Annotated in this window: 22 protein-coding genes; 16 read left to right on the top strand and 6 right to left on the bottom strand. The window is 45.5% G+C overall.

Annotated features, from left to right (window positions below; translation table 11 throughout):
- Positions 1-27: 27 nt before the first annotated feature.
- Positions 28-654 carry a hypothetical protein gene (locus tag GV764_RS03015; protein ID WP_000966518.1) on the bottom strand — a complete coding sequence of 209 codons (627 nt, stop codon included), beginning with the start codon at positions 652-654 and terminating at the stop codon, positions 28-30.
- A 372-nt stretch (positions 655-1,026) separates the two neighbouring features.
- On the opposite strand from GV764_RS03015, the gene GV764_RS03010 reads away from it, so the two are divergent.
- Together GV764_RS03010 and repHI2 are read left to right on the top strand one after the other, a co-directional pair.
- Entirely contained in the window at positions 1,027-3,483 is a 2,457-nt protein-coding gene (locus tag GV764_RS03010; protein ID WP_001232713.1) for an Ig-like domain-containing protein, read from the top strand.
- Between the two features lie 1,107 nt (positions 3,484-4,590).
- Positions 4,591-5,679: an IncHI-type plasmid replication initiator protein RepHI2 gene (gene repHI2, locus GV764_RS03005; RefSeq protein WP_000159528.1), complete on the top strand. Its 1,089-nt coding sequence runs from the start codon at positions 4,591-4,593 to the stop codon at positions 5,677-5,679.
- 2,077 nt (positions 5,680-7,756) lie between these two features.
- Here repHI2 and GV764_RS03000 read toward each other — a convergent pair.
- The 5 genes from GV764_RS03000 to GV764_RS02980 form a co-directional block, all read right to left on the bottom strand.
- Positions 7,757-10,177 carry an Ig-like domain-containing protein gene (locus tag GV764_RS03000; protein ID WP_000681217.1) on the bottom strand — a complete coding sequence of 807 codons (2,421 nt, stop codon included), beginning with the start codon at positions 10,175-10,177 and terminating at the stop codon, positions 7,757-7,759.
- A 464-nt stretch (positions 10,178-10,641) separates the two neighbouring features.
- Positions 10,642-11,229, bottom strand: coding sequence for a hypothetical protein (locus GV764_RS02995; RefSeq protein ID WP_000491820.1), 588 nt, complete (start codon positions 11,227-11,229; stop codon positions 10,642-10,644).
- Between the two features lie 43 nt (positions 11,230-11,272).
- Positions 11,273-11,536 (bottom strand): hypothetical protein, encoded by a 264-nt coding sequence (locus GV764_RS02990; protein WP_000149862.1) that lies wholly within the window; start codon positions 11,534-11,536, stop codon positions 11,273-11,275.
- 93 nt (positions 11,537-11,629) lie between these two features.
- The gene (locus tag GV764_RS02985) at positions 11,630-12,391 is read right to left on the bottom strand and encodes a methyltransferase (RefSeq protein ID WP_001167418.1); all 762 of its coding nucleotides are present in this window, start codon (positions 12,389-12,391) and stop codon (positions 11,630-11,632) included.
- Between the two features lie 80 nt (positions 12,392-12,471).
- On the bottom strand, positions 12,472-13,236 hold the full coding sequence (locus GV764_RS02980; RefSeq protein WP_000277498.1) for a hypothetical protein: 765 nt from the start codon (positions 13,234-13,236) through the stop codon (positions 12,472-12,474).
- A 331-nt stretch (positions 13,237-13,567) separates the two neighbouring features.
- Between GV764_RS02980 and GV764_RS02975 the strand changes: the two genes are divergently transcribed.
- The 14 genes from GV764_RS02975 (at position 13,568) to GV764_RS02910 (ending at position 24,985) form a co-directional block, all read left to right on the top strand.
- Positions 13,568-14,083 (top strand): hypothetical protein, encoded by a 516-nt coding sequence (locus tag GV764_RS02975; RefSeq protein ID WP_012695482.1) that lies wholly within the window; start codon positions 13,568-13,570, stop codon positions 14,081-14,083.
- 103 nt (positions 14,084-14,186) lie between these two features.
- Positions 14,187-14,618 carry a hypothetical protein gene (locus GV764_RS02970; RefSeq protein ID WP_001251242.1) on the top strand — a complete coding sequence of 144 codons (432 nt, stop codon included), beginning with the start codon at positions 14,187-14,189 and terminating at the stop codon, positions 14,616-14,618.
- 221 nt (positions 14,619-14,839) lie between these two features.
- Positions 14,840-15,043, top strand: coding sequence for a hypothetical protein (locus GV764_RS02965; protein ID WP_012477421.1), 204 nt, complete (start codon positions 14,840-14,842; stop codon positions 15,041-15,043).
- Between the two features lie 32 nt (positions 15,044-15,075).
- On the top strand, positions 15,076-15,327 hold the full coding sequence (locus GV764_RS02960) for a hypothetical protein (protein ID WP_000115760.1): 252 nt from the start codon (positions 15,076-15,078) through the stop codon (positions 15,325-15,327).
- Between the two features lie 402 nt (positions 15,328-15,729).
- Complete coding sequence (locus GV764_RS02955) at positions 15,730-18,120, top strand: Ig-like domain-containing protein (RefSeq protein WP_000694551.1); 2,391 nt, start codon at positions 15,730-15,732, stop codon at positions 18,118-18,120.
- Between the two features lie 433 nt (positions 18,121-18,553).
- The gene (locus tag GV764_RS02950) at positions 18,554-19,024 is read left to right on the top strand and encodes a hypothetical protein (RefSeq protein ID WP_000170639.1); all 471 of its coding nucleotides are present in this window, start codon (positions 18,554-18,556) and stop codon (positions 19,022-19,024) included.
- A 49-nt stretch (positions 19,025-19,073) separates the two neighbouring features.
- On the top strand, positions 19,074-19,370 hold the full coding sequence (locus tag GV764_RS02945) for a type II toxin-antitoxin system RelE/ParE family toxin (protein WP_000581857.1): 297 nt from the start codon (positions 19,074-19,076) through the stop codon (positions 19,368-19,370).
- Positions 19,371-19,414: 44 nt separating this feature from the next.
- Entirely contained in the window at positions 19,415-20,560 is a 1,146-nt protein-coding gene (locus GV764_RS02940) for a hypothetical protein (protein ID WP_000339750.1), read from the top strand.
- A 405-nt stretch (positions 20,561-20,965) separates the two neighbouring features.
- Positions 20,966-21,343, top strand: coding sequence for a hypothetical protein (locus GV764_RS02935; protein WP_000645320.1), 378 nt, complete (start codon positions 20,966-20,968; stop codon positions 21,341-21,343).
- Between the two features lie 91 nt (positions 21,344-21,434).
- Complete coding sequence (locus tag GV764_RS02930; RefSeq protein ID WP_000069824.1) at positions 21,435-21,863, top strand: hypothetical protein; 429 nt, start codon at positions 21,435-21,437, stop codon at positions 21,861-21,863.
- A gap of 64 nt (positions 21,864-21,927) precedes the next feature.
- The gene (locus GV764_RS02925) at positions 21,928-22,185 is read left to right on the top strand and encodes a hypothetical protein (protein ID WP_001290639.1); all 258 of its coding nucleotides are present in this window, start codon (positions 21,928-21,930) and stop codon (positions 22,183-22,185) included.
- Positions 22,186-22,340: 155 nt separating this feature from the next.
- Positions 22,341-22,949 carry a polyamine aminopropyltransferase gene (locus GV764_RS02920; RefSeq protein WP_000833775.1) on the top strand — a complete coding sequence of 203 codons (609 nt, stop codon included), beginning with the start codon at positions 22,341-22,343 and terminating at the stop codon, positions 22,947-22,949.
- Positions 22,950-23,119: 170 nt separating this feature from the next.
- Positions 23,120-24,370, top strand: coding sequence for a site-specific DNA-methyltransferase (locus GV764_RS02915; RefSeq protein WP_000104393.1), 1,251 nt, complete (start codon positions 23,120-23,122; stop codon positions 24,368-24,370).
- Positions 24,371-24,664: 294 nt separating this feature from the next.
- Entirely contained in the window at positions 24,665-24,985 is a 321-nt protein-coding gene (locus tag GV764_RS02910; RefSeq protein ID WP_000834113.1) for a hypothetical protein, read from the top strand.
- Positions 24,986-25,187: the final 202 nt, after the last annotated feature.

The following is a 25,187-nucleotide window of genomic DNA, read 5'->3' as shown; positions in this document are numbered from 1 at the left end:
AAACCTCTCACTAGAGAGGTTTATTTATTATTTTTGACTGAGATTAACAGCGTTTTCCATAAATGTATCAATAACAACCGTAAGAGACTGGCTGGTACCATGGCTATACTCAGGCCAAGGTAAAAAAGGATATGAAGAATACGCCATCAACATGATACTGGTTGGGCAACGCCAGTCCGTTGGAACACCTTTACTGTAATGGACAATCATAGCCGGGCGACTACAATCAATATCTCCAGCGTTTTTATCGAGTACGAAAGTAGCCAGAACGCCGGTGTCCTTCTGGGATACGAAAACAAGGCTGTCAGTAAAAATAAAGGCCATTAAGGAAGAGGCCAGGAAAGCGCCAGTAAATAAGGACTTCTTCTCTTTCCAAACGCGTCGAGCATATAACCCCATTAGCGCTACCGCTGAAACCATTCCGGACCACTGAGCACCCAAAGAAAAATCTGTTACTGTTTTAGATGTCATACTTTCATTAATAGTAATCATTGCGACAATGAATGGTGATGCAATTCCAAGTGTTGCTAGGACTATCAGCGATATTTCAGACCGGTTTTCTTTAGCGGATCCTTTACTTATTGCAGACATTGCTCTGAACATAACGAATGTACTGTTGAGCATCAGAAAACAGCATAAGAGCATGTATAACATTGGGTTTCCTCAACCTAGAAGTGATGGTTACCCTGTTATTTTACATAAATTTGACTCAACAGATGCTTTTAAAATCTCGCTTCCTTGAATTTAAAAACATATCAGCACAATTGGCAAACATAAAGGAGCAGCGTCTATCAAAAGTTACTTTTATGATTGGTTGAATACTCATTTTGAAGGCTAAAATCCAAAAAAGTGGGTACAAAAAGTTACTTTTGCGTCATCCAGATGCACTGCCGCCATTTTGCATTCTGTACGTTGGTTGCTTTCTCACTTGATGTCTCTTTTAACAGGCAAATTATCACTTTATCCGACCGGACCTTGTAGGCTGAATCCGTAGAATAAGGCTATAACCTATTCCCGGAGCATCATATGCGTAAAACTCTAATTGGCTGCATGGTTGCAACTGCCCTTGCTACTGTATCTTCGGCACATGCTCAGGTATTTAGCTACTCATTTACAGATACCAATAAGGCTGTTCGGAATATTAAGCCTGCAACACAAACATATCTTAATCCCGCTGGTGTTTTGACTCTGAACTTGATATCGGGTCTTGATCGGTACGAGCGAGTGACGGTCACACGAGACAGCGATAAAAAGGTTATGTATTCCTCCGTCTCGACCAAAACGAGCGTTGCAGATCGTATCGTTGCTGCCGATGGAACAGAATACTATGGAAAGGATATGGTTCTACCGGCGCTCGGAGAAGGGACCTTTACTGTAGTCAATGAAACTCTGGATATTCGCCAGACTGTAGTGAGCACATCTACTTATCATTTCATCGTTGATACAACTCCTCCACGCTATAAGAGTATTTATCCGAGTCAAAACGCAGGTTACGACATGGTACTTTCTGGGCCACTTTGGGAGTTGGGCCGAGGCGGTAGTGGCCAGTTTTCTATATTTGCAGACGGTATTGAGGATGCTAGTGGAATTGCCAAGATCCGTCTTGTCATTAAACGAAGTAATGGTTCTGTGGTCTCCGACAATAACCTGAGTTATGACACAGCCAATAAACGTGCGTTCTATCCGTGGATTAAAGATATGAACACCCAGGCTGGCATGCCCTCAAGTGATCTTGATGAAGAATTCACCTTCAATTTCATCGTTACGGACCTGGCAGGAAATACGCTTAACATTCCTCCCCAGCGGTTTTTATATGACGATCAAATGGGAGAATTTACGCCATTTGCAGTTCATGACTCACGTGTAAGCACCAGTGTTGTACCCGGCATTTCTTCGGGATACGTCCCGTTTAAACGAGGCCTTACAGTGCTGGAAAACCCCTACAAGTTGGTTATACGTATCCCAAGAACTAACTGGAAGCCATATCGAAATGGTGGCATGAGCATTACCAATAACTATGGCGGAGTACAGGTCCTTTCCGAAGATGCCACCTATGTCTACGTGGAAGTTAAGCTGCCACAGGGTGCCTTAGATGGAAACTACTATAGACCTGTGAATACATATCAATGGTCTGGAGGAGATCTTGGTCAGTATGCCAGCTGGCTCAACTGGGATCCTGCCTCTGTAAAGAGTCCGGCTTGGGGAAGTTCACCCATAGAACGACAAAAGGCTGATGGAACATGGTTCAACAGCGTAAACTGGAACCTGTTCAAGGCATCTGATATGCCTATAAAACTTACTAATATCCGGTTCAATGTACAGGCTAGGCCATATGATCAAAAAATCACTGGCGGAGCAACATGCAGTATTCCAGCTGGCTCAACAACCTGTACCGTCTCTTTGCCCCAGGATATTATAAATGGCACTACCGGCTATCTTCATAGTGGCTATGAAGTAAGGTCAACCACCGAAGCAACCTTCTTTGCCCCTATATGGGAGAATATAGCCTGGCATACACTGGGTCCCTCCGTCACTGGATTTGATTACATTGAAACCACCAACATTCTCCAGGTTTACGTGAATCAACCTGGAGATGGTTCATATTTCGACCATGTTTATGTAAATCGAGTTTGGTTGTCAGATAAAAACCGTAACAACGCAGAAATAAGCGTAACCGGCAAACAAACAGGTAGAAATATGGCGTCTGGGAACTACACGTATGAGTTCAACATGAAAGAGGTACCAGAAGGCAGTTATAACGTGGTAATTAATGCCCAAGATACATTCAACAATACCGGTAACCTCCCTTATCAAACTGTTGTCGTTGATAATACAGCACCATCTGTAAGTATTAGCTACGAAGGAAAACCGATCAGCAAAAACGTAACAGTATATGGGCTGGAGAACGTCCGTATACAGCTCACCGATGCTCTAACTAAACCATCCTTAAGCCGTATGACTCTTCGCGGTGGCCCTGTTTCTGATGCGGTGGAATTGTCTTGGGTGAATCTGGGAAACAACCTGTATGCACCTAATTATCCCAAGATCTTTCCGTCTCTTAATGAAGGCGAAACATACACTCTCACAGTTCAGGCCAAAGATGAGATGAACAACGTTAAAGAAAGCTCAGTCGAATTTAACTACCTTCCAAACAATCTCGTCAGGCTAGAGAATCTGAAAACCTTAGCTGTCAATGCTTCTCTCAAAACATCTGACAATACTCCTCTGGCTGTTCTGTATGCCAGCCAGCTGCGTAAAAAGGATGGTTCAATCGCTACAGGGCTTCAGGACGCAGTGCTTACTGTCCGTAAGGACGCTGCATTCGGCGTGACTGTAAATGGTGTTTCTGCGATGCCAGGTGAAAGCAAAGAGCTTCAACTGGATTTGGGGCTCGGGGACAGCCGTAGCTTTCCTATTTTCCCTGCTGTATCCGGCCTTACAGGCAGATCTGAGTTCATGATTAACATTGAAGAATTAAAATAAAGCAGGGCTGTTTTGCTGAAGCACAACGGCCGTCTTCTGATGCGCCGTAGCCCATGTTGTTGCAAATCAGTCCGACGTTCATTGCGTAAGTAACGCTTACTGCGGACCATGGTAGTGATTAGACTCACTACCATGGTCATTTCACCACATATCTTCTCTGCATTGCTCTTGTTGGGCAGACTAGTAACTCGTCACTAAATTGCAGCTTTTGTCTTGCTAAGTCGCTGGTATAACTGCACTACGAAATCGTCAAAAGATTTTATCCCTCATGTAGATCCAATAAATGATCCCAAAGGTGCCAGAGAGTACAAAGAAGATCCCGGTACGCTGTAGGCCGCATGGTTACTGGGCTGGAGCATTGTCACTGACAACAGTAGCGACATAAGTGACAACGGGAGTGACTTAAAAGACAATGGTAGAGACTATTTCGACGTTGGTAATGATTTTAAGTGACAATGGTAGTGAGGTTAGACTTAAACTTCCACTGTAAGGTAAGGTGACTCGCATTATTTAAATAAATTATTACTTTCAATTACTTGCGACACGAGTCTGCATGTATGCTTCTATTTCTCAAAAATTTATCCACCGAAAATGCCTGTGGCTGTGATTTAGCTTTGACGACAGTTTTTATCAGGGAGGCAAGTTGAGACCTGTATAAGAACTAAGCATTTATTTATCCCCATTTTCCACAAGGTAGTTCCAATAATTAGTACCTTAGTGTTCCTGATAGATCAAAAGAGATCCCCGCTGCCTCCAGGCCAGACGGCACAAGGCCTGAGACGTGATCAGTGACAACAGTAGTGATTATTTTGACATTGGTAGTGATTATTATAACGTTGGTAATGAGTTTTTTGACATCAGTAGTGATCAGAGCGACAATAGTAGTGACTTTTCATTAGATCTTTTTAACTTGATCTGATCCGTTGTTGATAAGAGTTGCAGGTCATTGTATGCAAAGAGTTTTTGCCAAGTTTTAATGAGTGGAGTCGTTTTTTTAGGTAGAACTTATGCACAGATATGGATCATCACAATGATCCATCCAGTGACATAGAGTTCGCTGGGGCTTACTATTCACCAATCTGTTTACACATTCAGTGATAACTTATTATGACTAAAGAGAAAGATACTGAGCAGCAGGACCTGGTCACCAGGGCTTTCTCTGTTAGAGAGAAAGAATCAGGTAAAGACATCATTTTGCGTCCTAACAGCAACCGTACGGTGCAGTCTATTGCTTTGATGCGGCTCGGGCTGTTCGTCCCATCACCAAAGAGTGTGGGGCGTCAAAATCGGGAATATAAAACGGTTGGCTTTGACGCAACGAAAGAGTTACAGACGCTCTCTTTAATGGAGAGCGAGGGGTTCACCAATATTTCAATTGTCGGTGAGCGTCTTGATATGTCAGTAGATTTTAAGACGTGGATGGGCATCATTCGAACCTATGCCAATCATCCGATTAACAATGACACGATAAGCTTAAAATTCACTGAATTCCTCAAGCTATGTACGCCTGAAAATTATCGCTCATCTACAGCGTCCAGAAAACGTATAGACGCCTCCTTACGCAGGTTAGCATCCGTTACCTTGTCGTTCACCAGTAATAACTCGTCCAAAGTCTATACAACGCATCTGGTACAGTCTGCCCTGTTAGACCCGGAATCAGATCAGGTTGTCCTTCAGGTTGATCCTAAGATTTTCGAGCTCTATCAATACGATCATAAGGTTTTGATGCAGCTGAAGGCAATTAAGGAGTTGGCCAAGAAGGAAAGCGCCCAGGCTCTCTATACGTTCATAGAGTCATTACCGCCAAATCCTATACCGATATCCCTTACTCGGCTGAAAAATCGTCTGAACCTCAAAACACGAGCAAATAGTCAGAATGCTACCGTGAGAAAGGCTCTTGAAGAGTTGGCATCGATAGGATACCTCCAGTACACCGAAATTAAGAAAGACGGAAAAGTATACTTCCAGATTCATAAGCGGGATCCCGATCTGAATTTGAACAATACTCAGCCTCCTTTAGAAGTGGTTGAAGATGAAGAAGAGAACTCAGGGTCTTCTGTTTTAGAAGGTGAGTTATGCCCACCAGCTGACCCGATAGACGGCGATGATGTTCTTACCGTCCATGATTTAACCGCTGAAGAACTGCGCTATATTCGTAGTCTTCGAAGCCAGAAAAAGAACAGCAACGCCAGCTAAAGTTAACCCGGCGGTTCAGGCTCCGGGTGCTAAATTACTTCTTCGATTTTCGTTAGTCCCAGCCCGCTCTTTCACGTCAACGGTAATGAGTCAAAAGTCATTACCGTTGTCATTGTTCTCTACCACCCTATGTAGATCGAGATTGCGAATTCAACGCTTTCTCCTGAGTCACCTGTTAACACCCGGTTTCTACGCTTTACTTCATTGGCCAGTACATCCAACGGAAAATATCGTAACGGGGTGACAATGGCAGTGAGTTGACCCACTCACTACCATCGACATTCAAATCCCGGCTTCTCTGGTAACTATAGTGACAATGGTAATGATGTGTACCTTACTGGCATTGTCATTGTCCTCCGAGTGTGCGTTCAGCTTTGGGAGGACACCGGAACTTAATGCGGCGAGTCACGGCCATTGTGAATCTCGATTGGATTGGCGAATACGGCTTCCGGTTGGGCCAGATGTCAATGGTTATGCTTCATCCAGCTCATTACTGTAGTCATTGCCGTTCAGCTGAGCTGATGCTCCTCTCATTCTATGTGGCGACAACGGTAGTGAGCCCAGAAAGTGACTACCGTTGTCATGGCCGTCCAGTAGAGCGGGTCAACCTCTTAAATCACAGGGTGACAACGGTATTGAGCCCAGAAAGTCACTACCGTTGTCATGGACGTCTGGTTAAGCGGATCTACCTCTCAATTCACAGGGTGACAATGGTAGTGAGCCCAGCAAGTCACTACCGTTGTCATAGTCGTCCCGTTGAGCAGATCAACCTCTTAACTTACAGGATGACAACGGTAGTGAGCCTATTAAGTCATTACCGTTGTCATTGCCATCCAGAAGAGCGGATGATCCTCTCAATTCATACGGCGACAATGGCACTGAGCCCAGCAAGTCACTTCCGTTGTCATAGCCTTCCAGAAGAGCAGATGAGCCTCTTAATTAACAGGGTGACAACGGTAGTGAGCTCATTAAGTCATTACTATTGTCATGGCCGTACAGCTGAGCTGATCATCCTCTCAATTCACACGCCGACAATGGTAGTGAGCTATTAAAGTCACTACCATTGTCATAGACGTCCAGTTAAGTGGACCATCCTCTCAATACACACGGTGACAACGGTAGTGAGCCATTAGAATCACTACCGTTGTCATTGCTTTTCAGGTGCACTGATAAGGCTCTCAATAGACACGACGACAATGGCAGTGAGCAATTAGAGTCACTTCCGTTGTCATTGCTTTCAGCTGAGCTGATAAGGTACGTCATTTACACGATGACAATGGCAGTGAGCCAATCGAGTCACTACCGTTGTTAATGCCGACCAACCGAGGGAAGGGTCCGCTCAAAGAACTGAGTGACAACAGTAGTGAGATCATCCAATCACTACCATTGTCAGCTTAAACCTGTAGGACGAAGAGGCTTGTCCGATAAAATGACGACAATGGAAATGAGCCTATCCATCACTACCACTGTCATTAAAGTCCAGCGGTTCAACGTTAATCAGTAGCTCCGGATGACAATGGTTGTGAGTCAGGCAATTCCCAAGCATTAAGTGACAGCAGCGTAACACCTCTAAGCTCACTCCTGTTGTCAGGGGTTAGGGTATTGAGTCTCTACCGTCGTCAGTGTTTCTGAGACACCAGTATTGCAGATCACTACAATTGTCACTTAAGTATCGACGGGGGAATAGATGCAAGTGACTGGCTAACCAGTACCAGTTTAGATTCAAAACGATCCCATCTTTGTGGATGCACTTGAGTAAGCTCGTATGACGATATGTCAGAGAAGTGACAACGGGAGTGAGTTGCCGGACTCACTACCGTTGTCATCCCCGGTTGAAGGAAGAGGATCCCCGGGGCTGTATATTTACCGGGTATCCTTACTCAAGGGTTTCGACACTCACTCCCATTGTCGTAATCAACGAGTGTGCATTGTCTTTTAAAAGCATCGCTGGAAACGTACGATTAAAGTAACTTTTCTTTCGGTTCTTCCTTGCGAATCTCTGAAGACGTACTGGCTGATCGGAGTCAAGGAGGGCAGTAAAATTGAAGCCGTCAGTTTTACTGTCGGCTCCGGGTAGTTACTTCAACTCGTCGATCTGAATCATGAATTCTGAGGTGCCAACTTTCCCATTTTCGGAAGGATAAACGGGTAACAGAAGATTATCCCCCTGGCCCATATCTATTTGCACCTCAACTGACTCACCTGGAGCCGCCTGTGCCCCGTTAAATTTAATACCGAAGGCTGCATCCTTCCGCACAGTCAGCGTTGCGTTCTGGACCCCTTTAGCAATTTCTCCATTTGTCTTACGCAGAACGTTAGTGGACAGGTACGCAAGGGGTACGCCATCTGTCGTTTTGAGAGGCGAACTGACCGATAATGTGCGTAGATTATGTAACTGCACAAGGTTATTCGGTAGATAACTGAACTTCTGAGTATAGGTTTTGGTATTCGACTGACTATCGGCAACTGTTACGCTAATTGAATAATTTTCAGATGGTTCGAAATTTGGGAACAGCCTCGGATACTCAGGCATGTATGTATCTTTGCCTGCCGGTGACCACGTAAGCTCAACGTTATCAGCTGTGGGGCCACCTACGAGCTGAAGACGGGTTATCCTCGGGGTTGTCAGATTATCTGCCAGAGCGATCCTGAGGTTCTCCAGGCCGTACACTACCGTATCGTCTTTTACCGGCTTTCCGTCGAATGTTATGGCCACTGTCGGAGGAGTGTTATCCAGAGCAATTTCTCCGAAAGTTTTATTGGTCTGGTTCTGGAAGAAGTCCCTGATGTTGACCTCAACGTTGTATTTTCCTTCAGACTGACGGGATAAATCATAAGCAATCGTGTAGTTACCTGAGATACGAGATTTGATTACGCCTGTGGGTGACATCCGGGTACCGGTGTTCTTATCGGAAAGATAAAATTCCCTCAATGAGACCGAGTCGAACCAGTTACCATCGCCTTCAAGTGACGCCAGTACATCCAGCTGCTTGTTAGTCTCGTCATATGATATCGAGTTTATTACCGGCAGTTGTTTATTGTTCCAGCGTGTCATAATCCATTGCTCAGACCGCAAAATGGGATTGCTGATGCTGCGAACGAAGTAAAGGATCCTATTGTAGCCCTGGGTACCCAAGGCCATATCAAACGTCTCAGGCGCTTCACACGAGGTTTTTCCTGCCGGAATGGTGCAGGTCGCCTTACCGCCGATCTCTTGTGCAAAGGGCCGGGCTTCAACGTTAAAACGAAGTCGGGAAATTTTAATTGGCAGTCGTGATGAAGCCACACTCTCAAAATCCTTCCACTTAACCCAGTTCCCCTTATCATCGAGGAAATCTACCCAGGTACCCGCAAATGCAGGCGTTTGGTTTGCAGATGGGTTTAGAACGAGGCTGTATGACGGATAATACCCTCCCCACTGGCCAAAGTTCGCCATACGAGCCATATCCCCATTAATTGAGCCATAGGGAAGAGTCATTTCAACATAAGCATAAGTGCTGTCTACAGCTATCTCTTTGGGGGCGGAATATTGATTGATGAACTGAAGCCCACCTTCTGAATAAGCACGGTAGTTAGATTTTGGGATCCGGTAGACTAATCGAATAGGGTTTTCGTTAACGACCATACCGGCTTTGTAAGCCGGATAATTAGAAACCCCGGGTACGACGCTGGAAGACGTATTTGGATCATGAACGGCCCACAGTGTCATCTCACCCAGCGTGTTGTCGTAGCGAAATTTTTGAGTTGGCAGCGTTCGGCTATTACCTGCGTTATCGAAGATAACAACTTTTGCAGTAAAGTCTTCATCCAGGTTGCTGTCTGGTATTCCGGTTCCCTTAACTGAATTCTTAGAGTAAGTGTGGTACATCTTTTGGCCGGATACGTCATACTGCATCTGTGTAGTGCTGTAGAGGCTACCGTCCTGCCTGTAAATATATATTAGGCCCTTATCAATACCATTTGCATCACTTACGCCCGAAGAGGTGAAGTCATACTGCCCCGTTGCCTCTAATCCAAGCTTCCACACGTCACCAGCGGTAGAGCCAGAACCAGTATTAGCGGTAAGAGCATTTGCCGCTGGAGGGGTGACATCAATTAGCCAGTTATAGTTATAGGTCGCTACAGGCTTCTGATTGAGATCTAACACGTTTATCTGAACGACAAATTTGCCTTCACCCAAAGCAGGCAAAGTTACTTTTTTGCCGTAGAACTCACTACCGTCAGCAGCTGTTAGTCGGTCTGATACACCCGTCCGTGTAGTCGTAGTATTAAGAATGACAGTTCCAGTGTCTTTCGTGACTTTGACATTAACGAAACGATCAAGACCTGAAATAAGTGTCAAAGTTACCGGTGATGCCGGATTAAGCATAAGACGAGAAGACGGGGCGTGGATCTCAATACCGTTCGTGTCTTTAAAGGCCGATTCATATATCTGAGCTGGGGCCTGAACAGACATACCGAGTCCGGCTACAGCAGTAATAAAAGCGAGATGTTTCATTCTTATTCCCCTTTAGGTTTGGTGTTATTTTAAGCTTTTCCTAAAGGTCACTATGTTCGTAAAAGTATAAAAAACTTCTCCATATGGTGCTCGAAATTACAAATCTATAATTTGCCTTTCGACAAACCTTATTGTGCGTTCAGGACGGAAATCTTTCTTTTTGGAATTACATCTGACATTTCTGTGGTGTCCAAACTGGCAACGATTGCAAAACTTATAACATTAGCCTGAAACTATCGGCATCCACATATCGCATTAAGTGATGCTTTTACTTTGTGTAAAAAAGAATCAGGATAAATTAGGTATGTCAGATATAAATGCGTTAACGGACGGCATATATGAATCAAAACCTGGCGGCATTACGCCACCAGTCGAGAGGGGAGTGAACCTCAGTCAGTACGTCTACCTTCGTTCCGCAAGGCGCTTCTTGTTGTGAATTACAAACTGCCCTGGCGAGAACTGCATCATTTCACCCCTAGCAACACACGTGCCTCTTCAACGGTTTGCCAAGAAGGCATTGCTACGCCAGATTGAGTGCCGTTGCCCCTGCGCTCACCTGTGTCACATTCTACATAAAGACGCATCAGCATCGCTTCTGTTTCAGCGGCCCGGCTATTATCCATTACCAGTTCTGCTGCGCGTCGTAGCTGTTCTGGAATGTCATTCCACATTCCCGCACCACTTCTGTCTTTGTTAGTGAGCAAGTCTTCAATAGCAGATGAAGCCATGTTAAGCAGGTCAGCCGAAACTAAAGGCATCGGCGGGGCGGTATAGAGGATTCGACGTCTTCCGCGTCTGTCTGGATCGTATTTATCATAAAAAGCTTTGTTCACATCTTCCCAGTGCCACTGAAGTTGCCCGGTTGCGTCATGGTGGCAAAACTCGCACTGATAAACAGGCGCAATCGACATAACTGCCTTTCCAATACGTGCCAGTACAGCAACTTCGTCAGCTCTGAGACTCATTGCTTCGCTTGGGTTACTACCCTCGGCAAATTCCAAAATTTGTTCAATACGTTCTGGTGTGAAAGTGGTCATAGGCTTTGAAAACATATTTTTCCAGTTGTGCTTACCATATCATCAGGCATTAGGAGCGTTAGCGAATAATTAACAGGTCAGGACCAAAACTAAATCCTTCCCCCATACGGTCTTCATGACGGGAGACATATGCCTTACCGTATTTCTCCAGATCCTGTAAGCGATCTTTTGCCAGATTCCACGAGTATTCCTGGCCCCACACGGGTCCGTCACGCCCGTCAAAGCGGTCAGGTTTACAATTTGCTTTCAGAAGAGCGTAGACATGCTCCACCGTGGGTAGCTGCAAAGCACTATTAGCCTGAGAAACGGCAGTATGCGTCATTTCTGTTCACTCTTTATTGATTTAGTCAGTTAAGCCGGTCAGGTAACTTTAACCGGCTACTCGTATTAAGATTTCTTTCCGGTTGCTTGTCAGTTAGCGGCGAAGATCAATTTCAAGGCGGGCTGTTTTGACCTTTGTTCCGGACTCCCTAAATGTATCATCCGGAAGAGGCGAAATTTGTCCGCCAAGTTGTTTGACTCGCTCCCTGAGCGCTTTTGTCAGTGTGTCTTCCCGGAACAATACCCCAGCTGACAGAATGGCCTGTAAGCGACCTCGCTTAGCGAGCATTGCGATGGCATGCATGACTTGTTTAACGTCAGAGCGTTTAAGGAATGGTGGATTCATAACGATAACATCAAAAGTTTCATCGGGCTGGTACCCAAGAAAGTCGGTATGCACCAGCTCGACTCCTGTGCTAAGGACACTATCGTTCTTCACTGCAAGGAATCGCTCATCGTTCAATTCGATCCCGGTAATCAATGCATCCGGAGCCGCCAGTTTTAAGGCTTTCAGAATGCGGCCATCACCAAACTCTGGCTCCAGTACACGCTCCCCGGCAGCTGGTTCAGCGCGTAGAACCATATCTGTGACTAAATTCTCAGGTGTAGGGAAGAAATTGAACAGATCTCGTGGGATGTCAACCGAACCTGTCAGAATGATTTGCTCGATACGCTCAGCTGCATCCGCCGTAAAAATATGTGCCTGCTCTTTTCGGTTCCATTTGCCACCGGCGGCTTCGAGCACTTTGTTTGTCTTAACATAAATGCTGCGGTCGAGCTGGTCGGCCAGGAAAAGAAAGTTCCCTTCAGCACGGCAGCGAGATAAGACGTTCAGAACTTCAGTTGAGATTTGCATTAAAACTCCATTAAGAGGATTTACCCGCCTGGCGGCAGCGGGTTGGTTACTTAAACGGGACAATTCAGATTTGGCCTTGGTTAGTCGGCAGACAACAGCAGGGATGGGCTGTTATAAGAGAAGCGGTCAACGGGAGCCTTATCAAATCGCTGACCGCTTGCATCAGGGGTCAGAACGAGTCCGTTATGGGCGCAATGAATGTGGAGCAACATATCCCCGCCGGTGTTGATGTGTAAGGCAGGCACACCCTGATCGATTTCGAACATGACACCAAAACAGGGGTTACCTTCCTTGTTAACAACTTCACAGTGGATGTTATGTTGGCCGGTAACGCTGACCTGATAGGCCTGACTGTCCTCTTCTGGCAGTGTTTCCTCCTCCAGGCGCCAGTCCTGAAGTGTGAGGCTAATTTCAGGGGTGTCATGCTCTTTCTGAAGAGCCTGGATACCTTTACGGAACAGCTGCATCATTTCAGGAGTAAGGCAGTCTTCCTCAGCTCCAAAATGTTCTTTCCAGCCTTCAGGATCTGCATACATCCAGACGTTTTTAGCGAGCGAAGGTAAGGAAGCATCAGGCTCTACAAGGAGGTGAGGGATGTTCTCTTTGATTCCGAGATAACGTACCGGCTGGCCATTAAGCGGTAACCCATCCGACACTGTAACTTCTGTTCCTGGCAAGACGACGCTGTTTACCAGACCTCCACAATGTTCGGCCACCACGCGGCCTAAATCTGCCATAAACATCCGATGCTTTTCTGGTGAGTCCAGCTCACCAAGGAGTTCAGGTTTAAGCAGTAAACCGGTAATAATCTCAGTCAGTTCACGAGGAGATACTAATTTATACATTTTGTTTTCCTTTTCTGTGTTGGCTTTATATTACCAATCCAGATGCACGAGCTAATAACCTCCAGACAACTTTTTCAAAAATTATTTACTTAAAGCAGGGTGCTAATATGCGCAAGAAATGAATTTAGGAAGGACGGCTTCAAATTTAACTTTTTGGTTTTTTATTTTAGACGGACTTTAAAATAGCATCGTTGATAAAATAATAAACATGGTTTGTTTTTTTGTTTGTATTGACAATCAAATGGGTATAAATTAATTTACTTACATGGCGTATATTTAACGCCACCGCCCCGGCGGCACCGGGCATAAAAGGAAAACCATTTTGAAACCGATGCTCAAAAAAGATTTTTTTTCAGCTATTGAAAACCTTCTCAAAGCTGGCTTTCAACCTCGCTTTTACACTGTTAACAGTGGCCGAATCGGTCTCATTACATTCACTGATAAAAATGGAACAAAACAGGTCGAACAGGTTTATTCCTGCACTTCTTTAGCCGCCAATACTTTTGGAAAGCGCTTCACCACTTGGTTAGAAGAAATTTTTCAAAAGCATAATGAAGAAAAAGTAGCTGATTCCGGGTTCGAGGTTGGTAGCCGTGTCTGGGATAAATTGATGTATACGTTGCGCACCATTTCAGAAATTCGTGCCGGGGGGGTGCTGGTGCTGGATAACGGTGCACAGCGTACACTGGATGAAGTGCAAAAAACGGCACCTGAAACAAACCAGGTGGAGCCAAAGGAAATCTCTTCACTTCAGGAGCTGCTGAACGCTTCCAAAAATCTGGAGCCGACTTCGCCTGAGCTAATTGCGGCTCTTAATGAGGCTCTGTCAACCGCCATAAAACGGTGAATGCAACGGCAGTCTGGCACATCAGGCCTTGTCAGAGATTAGGCCTGAAAAGCACTTACGTACCGATATAACACCTAATTCCCCTCTAAGGAGATTGCCCTAAATGGCGATGAATAAAAAAGAACAAGCCGCGTATGATGAGCTGGTGGCACAGGCCAGAATAAACCGCGCTTTACGCTGGTCTGACTATGGCGTTGAACGCGATATGCCCGTACCAGAGGTCTCGGGGGAATACCAAAACGGCTGGAGCTTCAACACCGCCACTGGCACTGTTTATCCGACATGGAGCGGAACTACGGTTCACGGCACACGGGAAGAGGGAGAGGTTGTCGATGCAACCTCCCGCCGCATGCGAGGCATGAATGGTAGCCAGAACGGCATACCACAATACAGCACCAAAGAACGCGCCCTGAAGGCATTACGCTGTTCGCTTGAAATCAAGTTTGCCATGCAGCTGGATGCCATAGATAAAGCTATCGCAAAAGAAATAGAGCTGTCCACCGCTCGCCGGGAGAGCGATACATCAGATGCCTAGCGGTAAACCATCAATTCAGGCCCGTGATCAGAGGGGCCTTAACGCCCTGAAAGAGGCGGTTCCAGCGACGGCACAACTACAGATGCGGGTTACCCCTGAACGTAAACTGCGTTACGTCAATCAGGCAAAGGCCGAAGGTCTGGGTCTAACAGACTGGGTCCAAAAGCATATGGATAACGTGTGTGATCTGGCAGGCCAGCCTGAAATAACCATGTACAAAGATGATGGAGAAACAAGTGGCCAAAAATAACAACAGTCTCAAACAGCATGTCTTCAATATGCTGTCGGCTGGCAGCGAACTTAAAGAAGTGAAGCGTTTTCTCACCAGCAAGCGAGTTAAAGCCCGCCTGGCAGTGTCAATGATCCACGAGCAGGCGATTGCTGTGCAGAACACTGAATACCAGAATTATCCGGCTTATAGCTAACTGGTAACAACAATTACAGAGAGATACTTAAAATGAGCGTAAACCCAGAATACACCAGGGTTCAGCATGTCCAGATTATTCGCGAGCGAGATGGGCAGAAGGAAGTTGTTCGAGTCTATGATGAAGATGGCGACGTGGTTCTGTGTTTACCTGCCTACATTCAGGATGAGGAAATAAATCTTATTCTGCGCCGGTTGAATGACGTATATTCAGTCGGATATCGTGTAGGTGATGCAGCCCGCCGCCGCGCCATCAAAAAAGCGCTGGGGGATGATGAGGAGTAAGGCCATTTTTACTGGCAAGATATCTGTATACCGGAGTCTTTAGAGTACGTTCTAATGGCTCCGGATTATTAATACTGTTTTACTCATGCAATAAAAAGCAAACCAAAATTCTTTCGCTAATTCATTTTTAAATGCTCAAATCATTAAATGTAAGGAGCGTTATTTATCAATAGGTATGGCGTTCTTAATGGCTATTAAGCTAGTTCTGCTTTCGCTTGCTTCTGGAAATTAGGGAAACCTAATTTTACCCTATCAAAAAGTAACTTTTCTGGTTTTGTTGCATTCACGTAAACAAAAAAAGTCCCGCCGGGCAGAAAAGAAAAACATCAAAAATAGCTATTTTCCCGAAAAGATCACGAACACTGAAAAAGTATCATGGGGAACCTGATCAGGAGACAACCCATGAAAATCAAACTAGCCCTGCTTATTGCATTTGCAGGTTTCAGCGCAGGAGCTTCCGCTGAAATCGCAGAATTCAGCTTTAAAGATACCCTGAACGTTAAAAAGACCGTATCGCCTGCATCCGTATGGATTAATCCGGTAACGAGCTTTGACGTTGCCGTTATTTCCGGTCTGGACCGTTATATTACGCTCAGTCTGCTGAAAAGTGACGGGAGCCTCATCTGGAGCACGAAAAGCAGCCTGGTTACCGTTGATGACCGTACCACATCTTCGACAGGCTTTGATTATTACGGCAAGACTCTGACCGTACCAGCGATGGGAGAAGATAGCTTCACCCTCAGAGAGGTGATTACCGACTTGCAAGGGAAGGAGGTCTCCCGGCAGGATTACCCGCTTGCAATTGACCGAACGCCTCCGGCAACGGGTACCATAAGTTATACGAGAAATGGGTGGAACTTTGGCAGCGAAGCGATCTTCACTTCAGTACCAGCCGGTATGCAGTACGCCAGCGTCCAGGCACTGGTCTTTAATGGACTGAGTGATAAAGGTTCCGGGCTTGCTAATGCTGAATATTTCATAACCGATGCCGCTGGAGTGGAGCGTAAAAAGCCAGCGGAAATTAATACAGTGGAAGGTAGCGTAACCGTTCAAGTCGCCGACGCAAGCAGCAATGCCCTGGCACCGGAAAACCGCTCTGAATATAAAGTGGGGATCTACCTTTATGACAAAGCGGGAAACAGGAGCGAACTAAGCCGCCGAAGCGTAATTGATCGGGTTAAGCCTGACGATATCATCCAGGTGCAGGACGCCACTACCGGATCATGGGTCTCCTATCAGTCTGGCATGACCGTCTTCCAGAACCCTATTTCCGTACGGGTATTAAGGAAGAAAAGTGACTTTACTGCTGTTAACGGTTCCAAATATGGCTGGGCGGACTCGAATTTCCAGACGTCCGATAGCACTTATAATATCTATACTTTCAAATACATATATCCAAATGTGGGGGATACTTATCATGAATTTCAGACTCTGGCGGGAGGAGTAAGACGAATTCATCATAACTCCCTCAACTTCACTCCAGCCCCGGCGATGGAAATAGCCCCGAAGATAGTGGCTAAAGAGATGTACCGGAGTGATACCAGTGAGTGGTTAACTCAGGCCTCAATCAGCGTTAAAACCGCCACCATTAGCCGCATAAAGGTAACCGCAGAACCCCGACCATACGTGCAAAAGTTCAGAACGGTAAAAAATGCAGCCTGGTTCTGCACTATTCCTGTCGGACAAAGTTCATGCGAGATGACGGTTAACTTCAACTACACCAGTGACAAAGGATTTGAGTATCTGCATCTTTACTCGGGAAAAGATGGTGACAGCATATTCGATGCGCTTGCTGGTAATTTTACGGTTATCTGGGATAACAACCCACCGGTGGTTAATGTCGCTCAGGTAAACAAGGCCTCCAAGACAATCACTATGACGGCCACCGATAATGATCGCGTCAACGCCTGGAACATCAGCTACTGGGATACCAAAGTTTTCGAAGCCACCCTTAAAAATGCCCGGGGGGAAACTTTCACCCTGAAGCCTGTGACTGTCAGTGAAAGCGATTATAAAACCAAAAACGCCACTTTCTCATACGCTGGTCTACCGGACGGGGATTATACGGTTGTTAGCGTGTCTGCCACGGATCTTGTTGGAAACACAGGAACCAAAACGCTTAATGCACCGCTGAAAATTGACTCAACGCTTCCGGTTATTGCGTTCAGCTTTAATGGCGCAGACGCAGAAGGAAAACTGGTTAAAGGGCTTGAGAACCTACGCATAAGCGTTACTGATGCCTCTGGGGATGCTTCCCTGATATCGCTTCAGCTCGCTGGTGGACCTAACTCTGAAAAGGTCACCCTTGCATTCACGCCGCTATCCAAGGATGTCTTTATTCCTGAATACCCCAGAATCTTCCCCAATACTGACGAATCGGGACAGATGTATCATCTGGAGGCTCTGGCTATTGACGAATCAGGTAACCGGACCACTAAAACGCTTAATTTTACCTACCAGCCAGCTAACCTGATTATGCTGGATAATCTCAAGACGCTGGCCACAGCCGTAGCACTGAAAGCAACGGACAACACGCCGCTGGCCATCATCCGAACCAGTGTGTTGCGTCGTCAGGACGGTTCTATCATTACCGGACAGTTAAACGGAACCCTGACTGTTCAGAAAAACGCCCAGTTCGGCGTTACGGTTGCCGGAGTTACGGTCCAGCCTGGTGAAACTAAATCGCTGTCACTGGATCTTGGTAATGGTGAAGAGCGCACATATCCCGTTACTCCCGCTGTAAGTGGTCAATCTGGCACGGCCACATTTGCTATAGAATTCCCTCAAACATAAACCCTACACAAGGGTACGGTAGTATGCCGTACCCTGTTACGCCATCCTCAATGTAAAATGTAGAGTTGAGCATGACTTAATTATTACTTTCTCATTAAGTGTCTCTTAAACTGCAAACGGGAAAGTAATATTCCCGAGACGGGAAGGACTCCTTCCTTTTGGTTATAATCTATGATGCTAAACTGTGTAATTACACCGGAACAATGTCCTCGTTTAAATCGCTGGCACCAGTACATGATTTATCCATGAATGCTTTTTGATGCAATTTTACTTCAGAATGCTCTTAATTTTTTAAACAAATTATATTTGAATCCTTCGTGTATAAATTTGCAGACCCTCTCTCAATGTTTTTTTAAAATATTTACTCTCAGGTTATTAGCCAGTAGATTCATTCTGTCATGATTACTCCAGAACTAACCGGAGGAATCACATTATGACCAAATATTATGATCGCAGTGGAATTGAAATCTCCAGCGCAAAAATCCGCTGTGTTGATTCTGTAAAAGGTACTGCGGAATATACTTTTCGTATTGTTTGCGATAAATGCAATGGGCGGGGAGAGCGTAAGCATTTTTATAGAAGTCGCTGTATGGCTTGTAAAGCCACGGGTTACAGCCTCGAAACGACCCGTACTGCTTACACGCTGAATGCGCTGTACCGCATTAATGCGCAAGCTGCCCGCAAAGTGTCAGCATCCCTGCAAGACGAGCGTTTAAGGACTGAAAGCGCCCACAGTTCTGCGTTCACAGCATGGTGCAGGTCTCATCAAAAAATGGTTGATGCAATCACCCAACAATCCAGTAGTAATAATTTTCTGGAAAGCCTTAAGTCTTCTTTAACCCACCAGCGTCAGTTAAGTGATAAGCAGCTGGCAGTTGCCGCCCGCATTTTAGGTATTCATTAATTCAAAGCCCTTTTAATTTAATTTTAAGGTCAATTATTACGGAGGAACTATGATCCATTCATTTAAAGACAGACGGCTTGAAAAGTTCTTCCGTAATGGAAAAACAACGGCAGGTATTCCTTCTGAAATTATTAACGCAATTCTGTGTCGACTTGAAACGCTGGATAATGTCCAGAGTGAGCGGGAGTTATTATCCAACAGCTTGCGTTATGAACGCTTAAGAATGACGTCAAACCGTTATTCCTCCATTCGAGTAAACTCTAAGTATCGATTATTCTTTGAATGGAATGATGGCGCACATAATGTTCATTTGTCTGCACATGACTATAAATCGCTCATCCATTAAGGTTAAAAATGAAGCTATTTTCAATTTCATCCCGGGATACAAGCATGGACGCGATGTTTTATATCCAGGCCAGTACTAAACAACAGGCAAGTTACATATTTAGTACCCTTTCCCCGAAGCCTACTGCGAACTGCCAGCTTACAGATTTGCAGAATGAGACGGTCGTCCCTTCCATAAGCCCTATTTCGCTTTCACTTAACCCCTGGTCGATCAATTCCCAGTCCCGAACCCGGGAACTGCGTATGGCCACGCATGGTCTTAACCTGATCTGTGCAGTCACGGATGAGCATACCCGTCAGATAGTTGACTTTTGCGATAACCTTGGACAGCAGCTTAAGGATCCGGACGACAAAAGCGCCTGGGTTAAGCTCATTAATTCTGAATGCGCTTTGCTTAATTCTCCGCGTCTCTATCCCGTTCTGCTTGAGCCGGATACACCGGCACAATTTGAAATCTTTGTGCCAGCTCCGGAAGATGGAGAACACGACACGGTCATAGCCAGCGTTGTTAAAGAATGTTTCGGAGATGAATGCCGGTACAGAGTAACGGACAAAGCTTTTGCAATGTCGGAAAAGCCAGTCATCAGGCTGGAAGCTCATTTCAATGACAAACGCGAAAAGGTTTTAGAACTGACCTTTTCCTGTTTCAATCTTTCACTCTCAGCGTCCGTGCATGAAAACCAGCTACGTCAGATTTTGTTACTTTGCGAAGACTTTGGCGTAAGGCTTCAGGGTAGAGCAGGGGCATCCTGCCACGTTAATATGCGCAGTGCTTACCGTCGTCTTGCTCATGTTGGCACCGGCTCTCGCCCAGGTGATGACAGTGATGTGCGGGTCTATACCTCGTTAAAAGAAGAAAAAGATGTTAAGAGGCTGCTTGATAAGTCAACCAGGGGAAGTGAGCTTGTACCGGCGAGGCACGGGCAGCAGTTTAACGGGGTCTTAGTGAATGCCACACCCGCATCGGCCACTACTGGTTTCATTTACCTTTCGCATGATTTTCCGGAAGGCCAGTTTATGATGACAGCCGAGGTGTTGCATGTTGGAATTACACCAGGCGGTATTTACTACATTGAAACACTGGACGGTTACCGGTTTATCGTGACAGCGTTTGAGAAGGGATTAATGAACGGTTTGAGGGAGTTTATAGCTGCAAATGAGGAATATTTTAAGTATTACCGCTGGTCTTAGTATCTGAGCTGAAACCGGTAGGCCAGGGAAGGCAACCGGGAAAATGCAATTTAACCTGATCCTATACCTACGACTATCTTTATCCACTTATAATAGCCTCACCAAATTATAATGCCCGATCACCGCATTTGCTTAAACCTCACATATTCTTCTTATGCTTCCCCTGATAATCTACGACCGAAAGACAAAGGAAAGTGAATACGAAATAAGATTTATGAGCACATAAAAGTTACTTTTCCTTGGTGGCACATCACAAACATTGTGGGTTTCATAATCCTTTTTGTTATTTAAAAAGGATGTGTTCAATTCTAATTAAAGGTGGTATTTTTTTTGAAAGTTTGCTGGGAGGTTATTAGCTGGGGGGATGGGTAACAGTATAATAAGTACAGATGAAAAGGAGGTTTTATGAAAGCGTTAGACGTGGTTTCAACTCAACTCAACTTTATTAATCTGTTGGATCAGGCAGGATATGCTCTTTCAGAAATTGTTGTAAAACGCTTCAGTGCTGCACCAGCCTTTAACGAAGGGCACTGGTTGTTCATTGCAGAGCAGGATAACCGCTACATTGAAGTGGTCTGTATTCTCTCTTTAGCTTCAGAAAGCGGAGAGCAGCATATTGATGTTTTTATTAATATGTTCGAAGACCCGATTGATGATGTTATTTCACGAAACATTGAAACCAAAACCTTTGCGACGCTTTATAAATACATTGAACGTATACCTTTTACTCCGGGTGTAAAGAAAGAATTCTTGAGCAGTATTGAGAACATCAATTTTAGTTAATCAAAAACCACAACTTTTTGCCACCAAGTTATTAGGTAATGCTATCAACCTGATATAATTACCTTAACATGAATATGAGCGGAGCCGGGTTATGTCTAATAATACTGAAGTCATTAGCTGTGATTTATTTTCAACTCTATCTTCACTTAATTTTAGCACCGAGGATATTACAGGTTTGACTCCGGCCAACTTTCGAAAGGGAGCTTTCTTACATGCAAAAATTTCTGCTAGCCAGGCCACGCGAGCGACTGATATTTCCATTCAATTACTCACGGATCGTGTTTCAGGTGAAATGAACTACGTAATAGTAATTGGCAGGCACGAAGGACTCCTGCAAAGCGAAGCAATTGACCCAAACGCTGATAAGCAATACCGGGAAAACCGTTATTCTCGCCATTTTATCTCAGTAACCGATGCCAATACCAAAGCCCTGAAAAAAACCTGCAAGGTAATGAAAACATATATCAAAGAGCAGGCATTTAAGCCTAACACCTGGGGGCACAGTTTCATTAAGGGTTGATTTATTCTTGCCCCGGTGAGCCGGGGCAACGCTAAATTAACCTCAAACTGTGCTGGAGGCACAAATGTCTGAAAAACACTTTATCGTTAAAATCCAGAACCGAAACGGCGACCATGAGAATAGCTATGTTCGGTTACTCGTCAGCGATTGTGAGAAAAATGCTTGCCAGACGGCACTCATTTCAGAGTGCCATGGCGAGCTTGAACAGCTGAGTTTTGAAGACGGTGGGGTTTACGACTACAACGGCGAAAATCACTACAGTGTCAGGAGCTGCGTGGAGGTTGCTCCAGAAGACGTTGCAACTTTGCAACGCTTCCTTTAACACCTGCGACATTTGATTAAATATCGGGCGTCCGCTACAGGATGCCCGTGATTTAAACGATTCCTCAAAGATCGCTGTCACTCCTGATAACTGTATTAAGAGCAGGTTTGTGATAGGTTCAGCGTAACAACATTACTGGAATTTTGGTTGCCTTGATGAAGAGCTGCTTTTCTGATTTACCCGTTAAAGACGGCACGTCCGGAACCTGGAAACTGGACACATTCGAAATTACCGCAGATAAGGCGATGAGCCTCGCCCTTCGTGCCGAGTATACAGGTAATACAGACGAGTTTATCCCGCCCGGTAGATATCGGCGTTTGTCCAACGGCTGGGATGTGGTGATGTCCAATACCCCGATGGAGATCAGAACCTGCCAGGATTTTTTAGAGCGAGCCACCGGGCGCGTGCTCATTAATGGTCTTGGTCTGGGGATGGTGCTTCACGCCATTCTTCAAAAAGAAGATGTAACCCATGTAACAGTAATTGAAAAAGAACAGGACGTTATTAACCTCGTTGCGGCCTCGTTTGCAAACGATCCTCGCGTTGAAATTATCCATGCTGATGCAATGATGTATTGCCCACCAGCAGGCGTCACGTACAACGCATGCTGGCACGACATATGGCCAGACTTCGCAACAGCTAACCTCTCACAGATGGATAAGCTGGAAATTAAGTACCGGGACATCTGTGAATGGCAGGGCTCGTGGGGCAGGGAGGAGTGTGAGCAAAAGCACATTGAGTTTCAAAATCTTGGGGCTGATTGAGTACAACTTTTGAAGGTGTCTCCGCTAAAGAAGACTGGGTCTCTTTGCGCATGCCCAGCTGTGCTGCATGACCTGACAAAGCCTATAAATAAACAGATCGGTTTGATTTAGTAATCCCCCTTCCAACCATCAGGCCGATATTTAAACTGCATCTCCATTAAGGATGGCTGATGAGCACGATTTCTACGGATTTAATTGCACGGATCTACGCAGCCTCCGAATTGCCGTTGAGCAACGACGAGCTTTATCGCGAAGTGCAGCGTGAAACTGGCATGTCGGATGCCGAATTGCACGAACTGAAAGAATTTGGGTCAGATAAAACCAGAACCAGCGGCGTCAAACACAAAGTACGCTGGTTTCAGCAGACTCTTCGGCAGGCCGGAGTCATCGAACGCGTTCCAGAAAAACGGGGCGTCTGGAGATACTCCTCTAAGACGAAAACAAACCTACACGAGTCATGGGAAAAGCTCTGTGTTGTCGGTTTCTCAACTTCTCTTGGGGCATCGGTTTTTGGAAACGCCTATGCCTTCTTCAGCAATATCACAGAGCAAATTCATCTTTGCCTGACCTCGCCGCCTTACCTCCTTCGAAATTCAAGAGACTACGGGCATGGCGGGGGGCGTGGCGAGCAGGTTTATATTGACTGGCTTCTGCGTATCCTCGAACCGATCGTGAAACAGCTTGTACCCGGCGCAAGTGTGGCATTGAATATCACTCAAGATAGCTTTAATAGGGGCAGGCCTTCACGTTCTCTGTATCTGGAGCGTCTGACACTGGCATTATGTGACAAGCTGGGGCTTGAGCTCATGGACAGGCTTCAGTGGGTGAATCGCAGTAAGCCCCCATCGCCAACGCACTGGGCATGTAAGCAACGAGTGCAGCTCTGCTCATCGTATGAGCCTGTGCTGTGGTTTACCAATGATGCGAGTAAGGTTCGTTCAAACAACTTACGTGTACTGCAACCGCATTCAGAGCAGCATCTTAAATTGCAGGCAGCAGGCGGTGAAAATCGCACGACCTTTTATGGTGATGGGGCGTACCAGCTTAAAAGCGGATCCTTTGGAAATAAAACAGAAGGAACGATCCCCAAAAATACTTTGTTTTACGGCAATAGCTGCGCTGATACGAGATTTTGCCATTCCATTGCCCGCGAGCTAGGTTTTCCGCTGCATGGTGCAACGTCTCCTACCAGGCTTGCAGCGTTTCTGATTGAGTTTTTGACAGAGCCGGGAGATCTTGTTGTAGATCCCTTCGCTGGCCTGCATAAAGTTCCCATCGCAGCCGAGCGACTTGGCAGACGTTGGCTGGCGACGGACAAAATCATGGAATGGCTGGCGATTTCCCGAAACCTTTTTACGGCCGCACCGGGATATAAGAGTAACCCCATGCTGGACGAGCTCGCCGAACTGTATCGGGCTTAATGCAAGTTAACGGTTTTGATAAAGTGGTTTGAAGCGACAAGCGGTTTATTCATTTTGCATTGTTTCTACCATAAAATGACAATATTAACGGCTTAGCATACGCCGCAGAGATAATTAGGGTGCCATTCATTTCCGGTTGTCTGTATTAACGAGTGTATTCAATATTCACTTGTTTCTCCGATATAGACCCAACAAAAAAAACTGATGGTTGTGATACAGAACTTGTTGAATTAACATCCGGTACATTAACTATATTGGTAATTTAGACGGTTTCTAAATTAAAGGTGGACAGATATGAAGTCAGATACAGAAATGGTTTCTCCTATCGAGTTGCACATTGGCGATCATGTCCAGCGGCATGGTGCTTTATTTGAGGTTATGCATATTGTTGAATCCGAATGCGATATTCCCGGCGGCATCCGGGTAGCAGCATGCATTTCACGGGTTATCGGTGACGTTACGGGCAATATTCCTCGTGGTTGGCTGGAAACACCGAAGCGTATGGCTGAGCGAGGAGTTAAGTGGGCGACGAGTCTGCCTGAGGGGCTTTACTTTAACATCCAGGGGAACGCACATGCGAAAGTAAGCCGGGTTATTCGTAATGTGACTAATTGAAACTTTTTTCTGAATTGCGGTGTAAAAGTTACTTTTCACCGCATCGTTTTCCCTAACTACTAAATCAGAGCTTCTCTGAAATAAGCGGATTTAACCGCTAGCGATTTATTCAGGCCATTTTATTCTAATCATTATCCTACACTTCAAAAATATTCATTATTTTTTCTTCTGACCTATTAGCCAGAATTCTCGATTCGGTATC

This window comes from Atlantibacter hermannii (genome assembly GCF_009907385.1).
Lineage (GTDB): Bacteria > Pseudomonadota > Gammaproteobacteria > Enterobacterales > Enterobacteriaceae > Atlantibacter > Atlantibacter hermannii_A.
The sequence above is the reverse complement of the archived record's forward strand: the minus strand, read 5'-3'. Positions and strand labels throughout refer to the sequence as shown.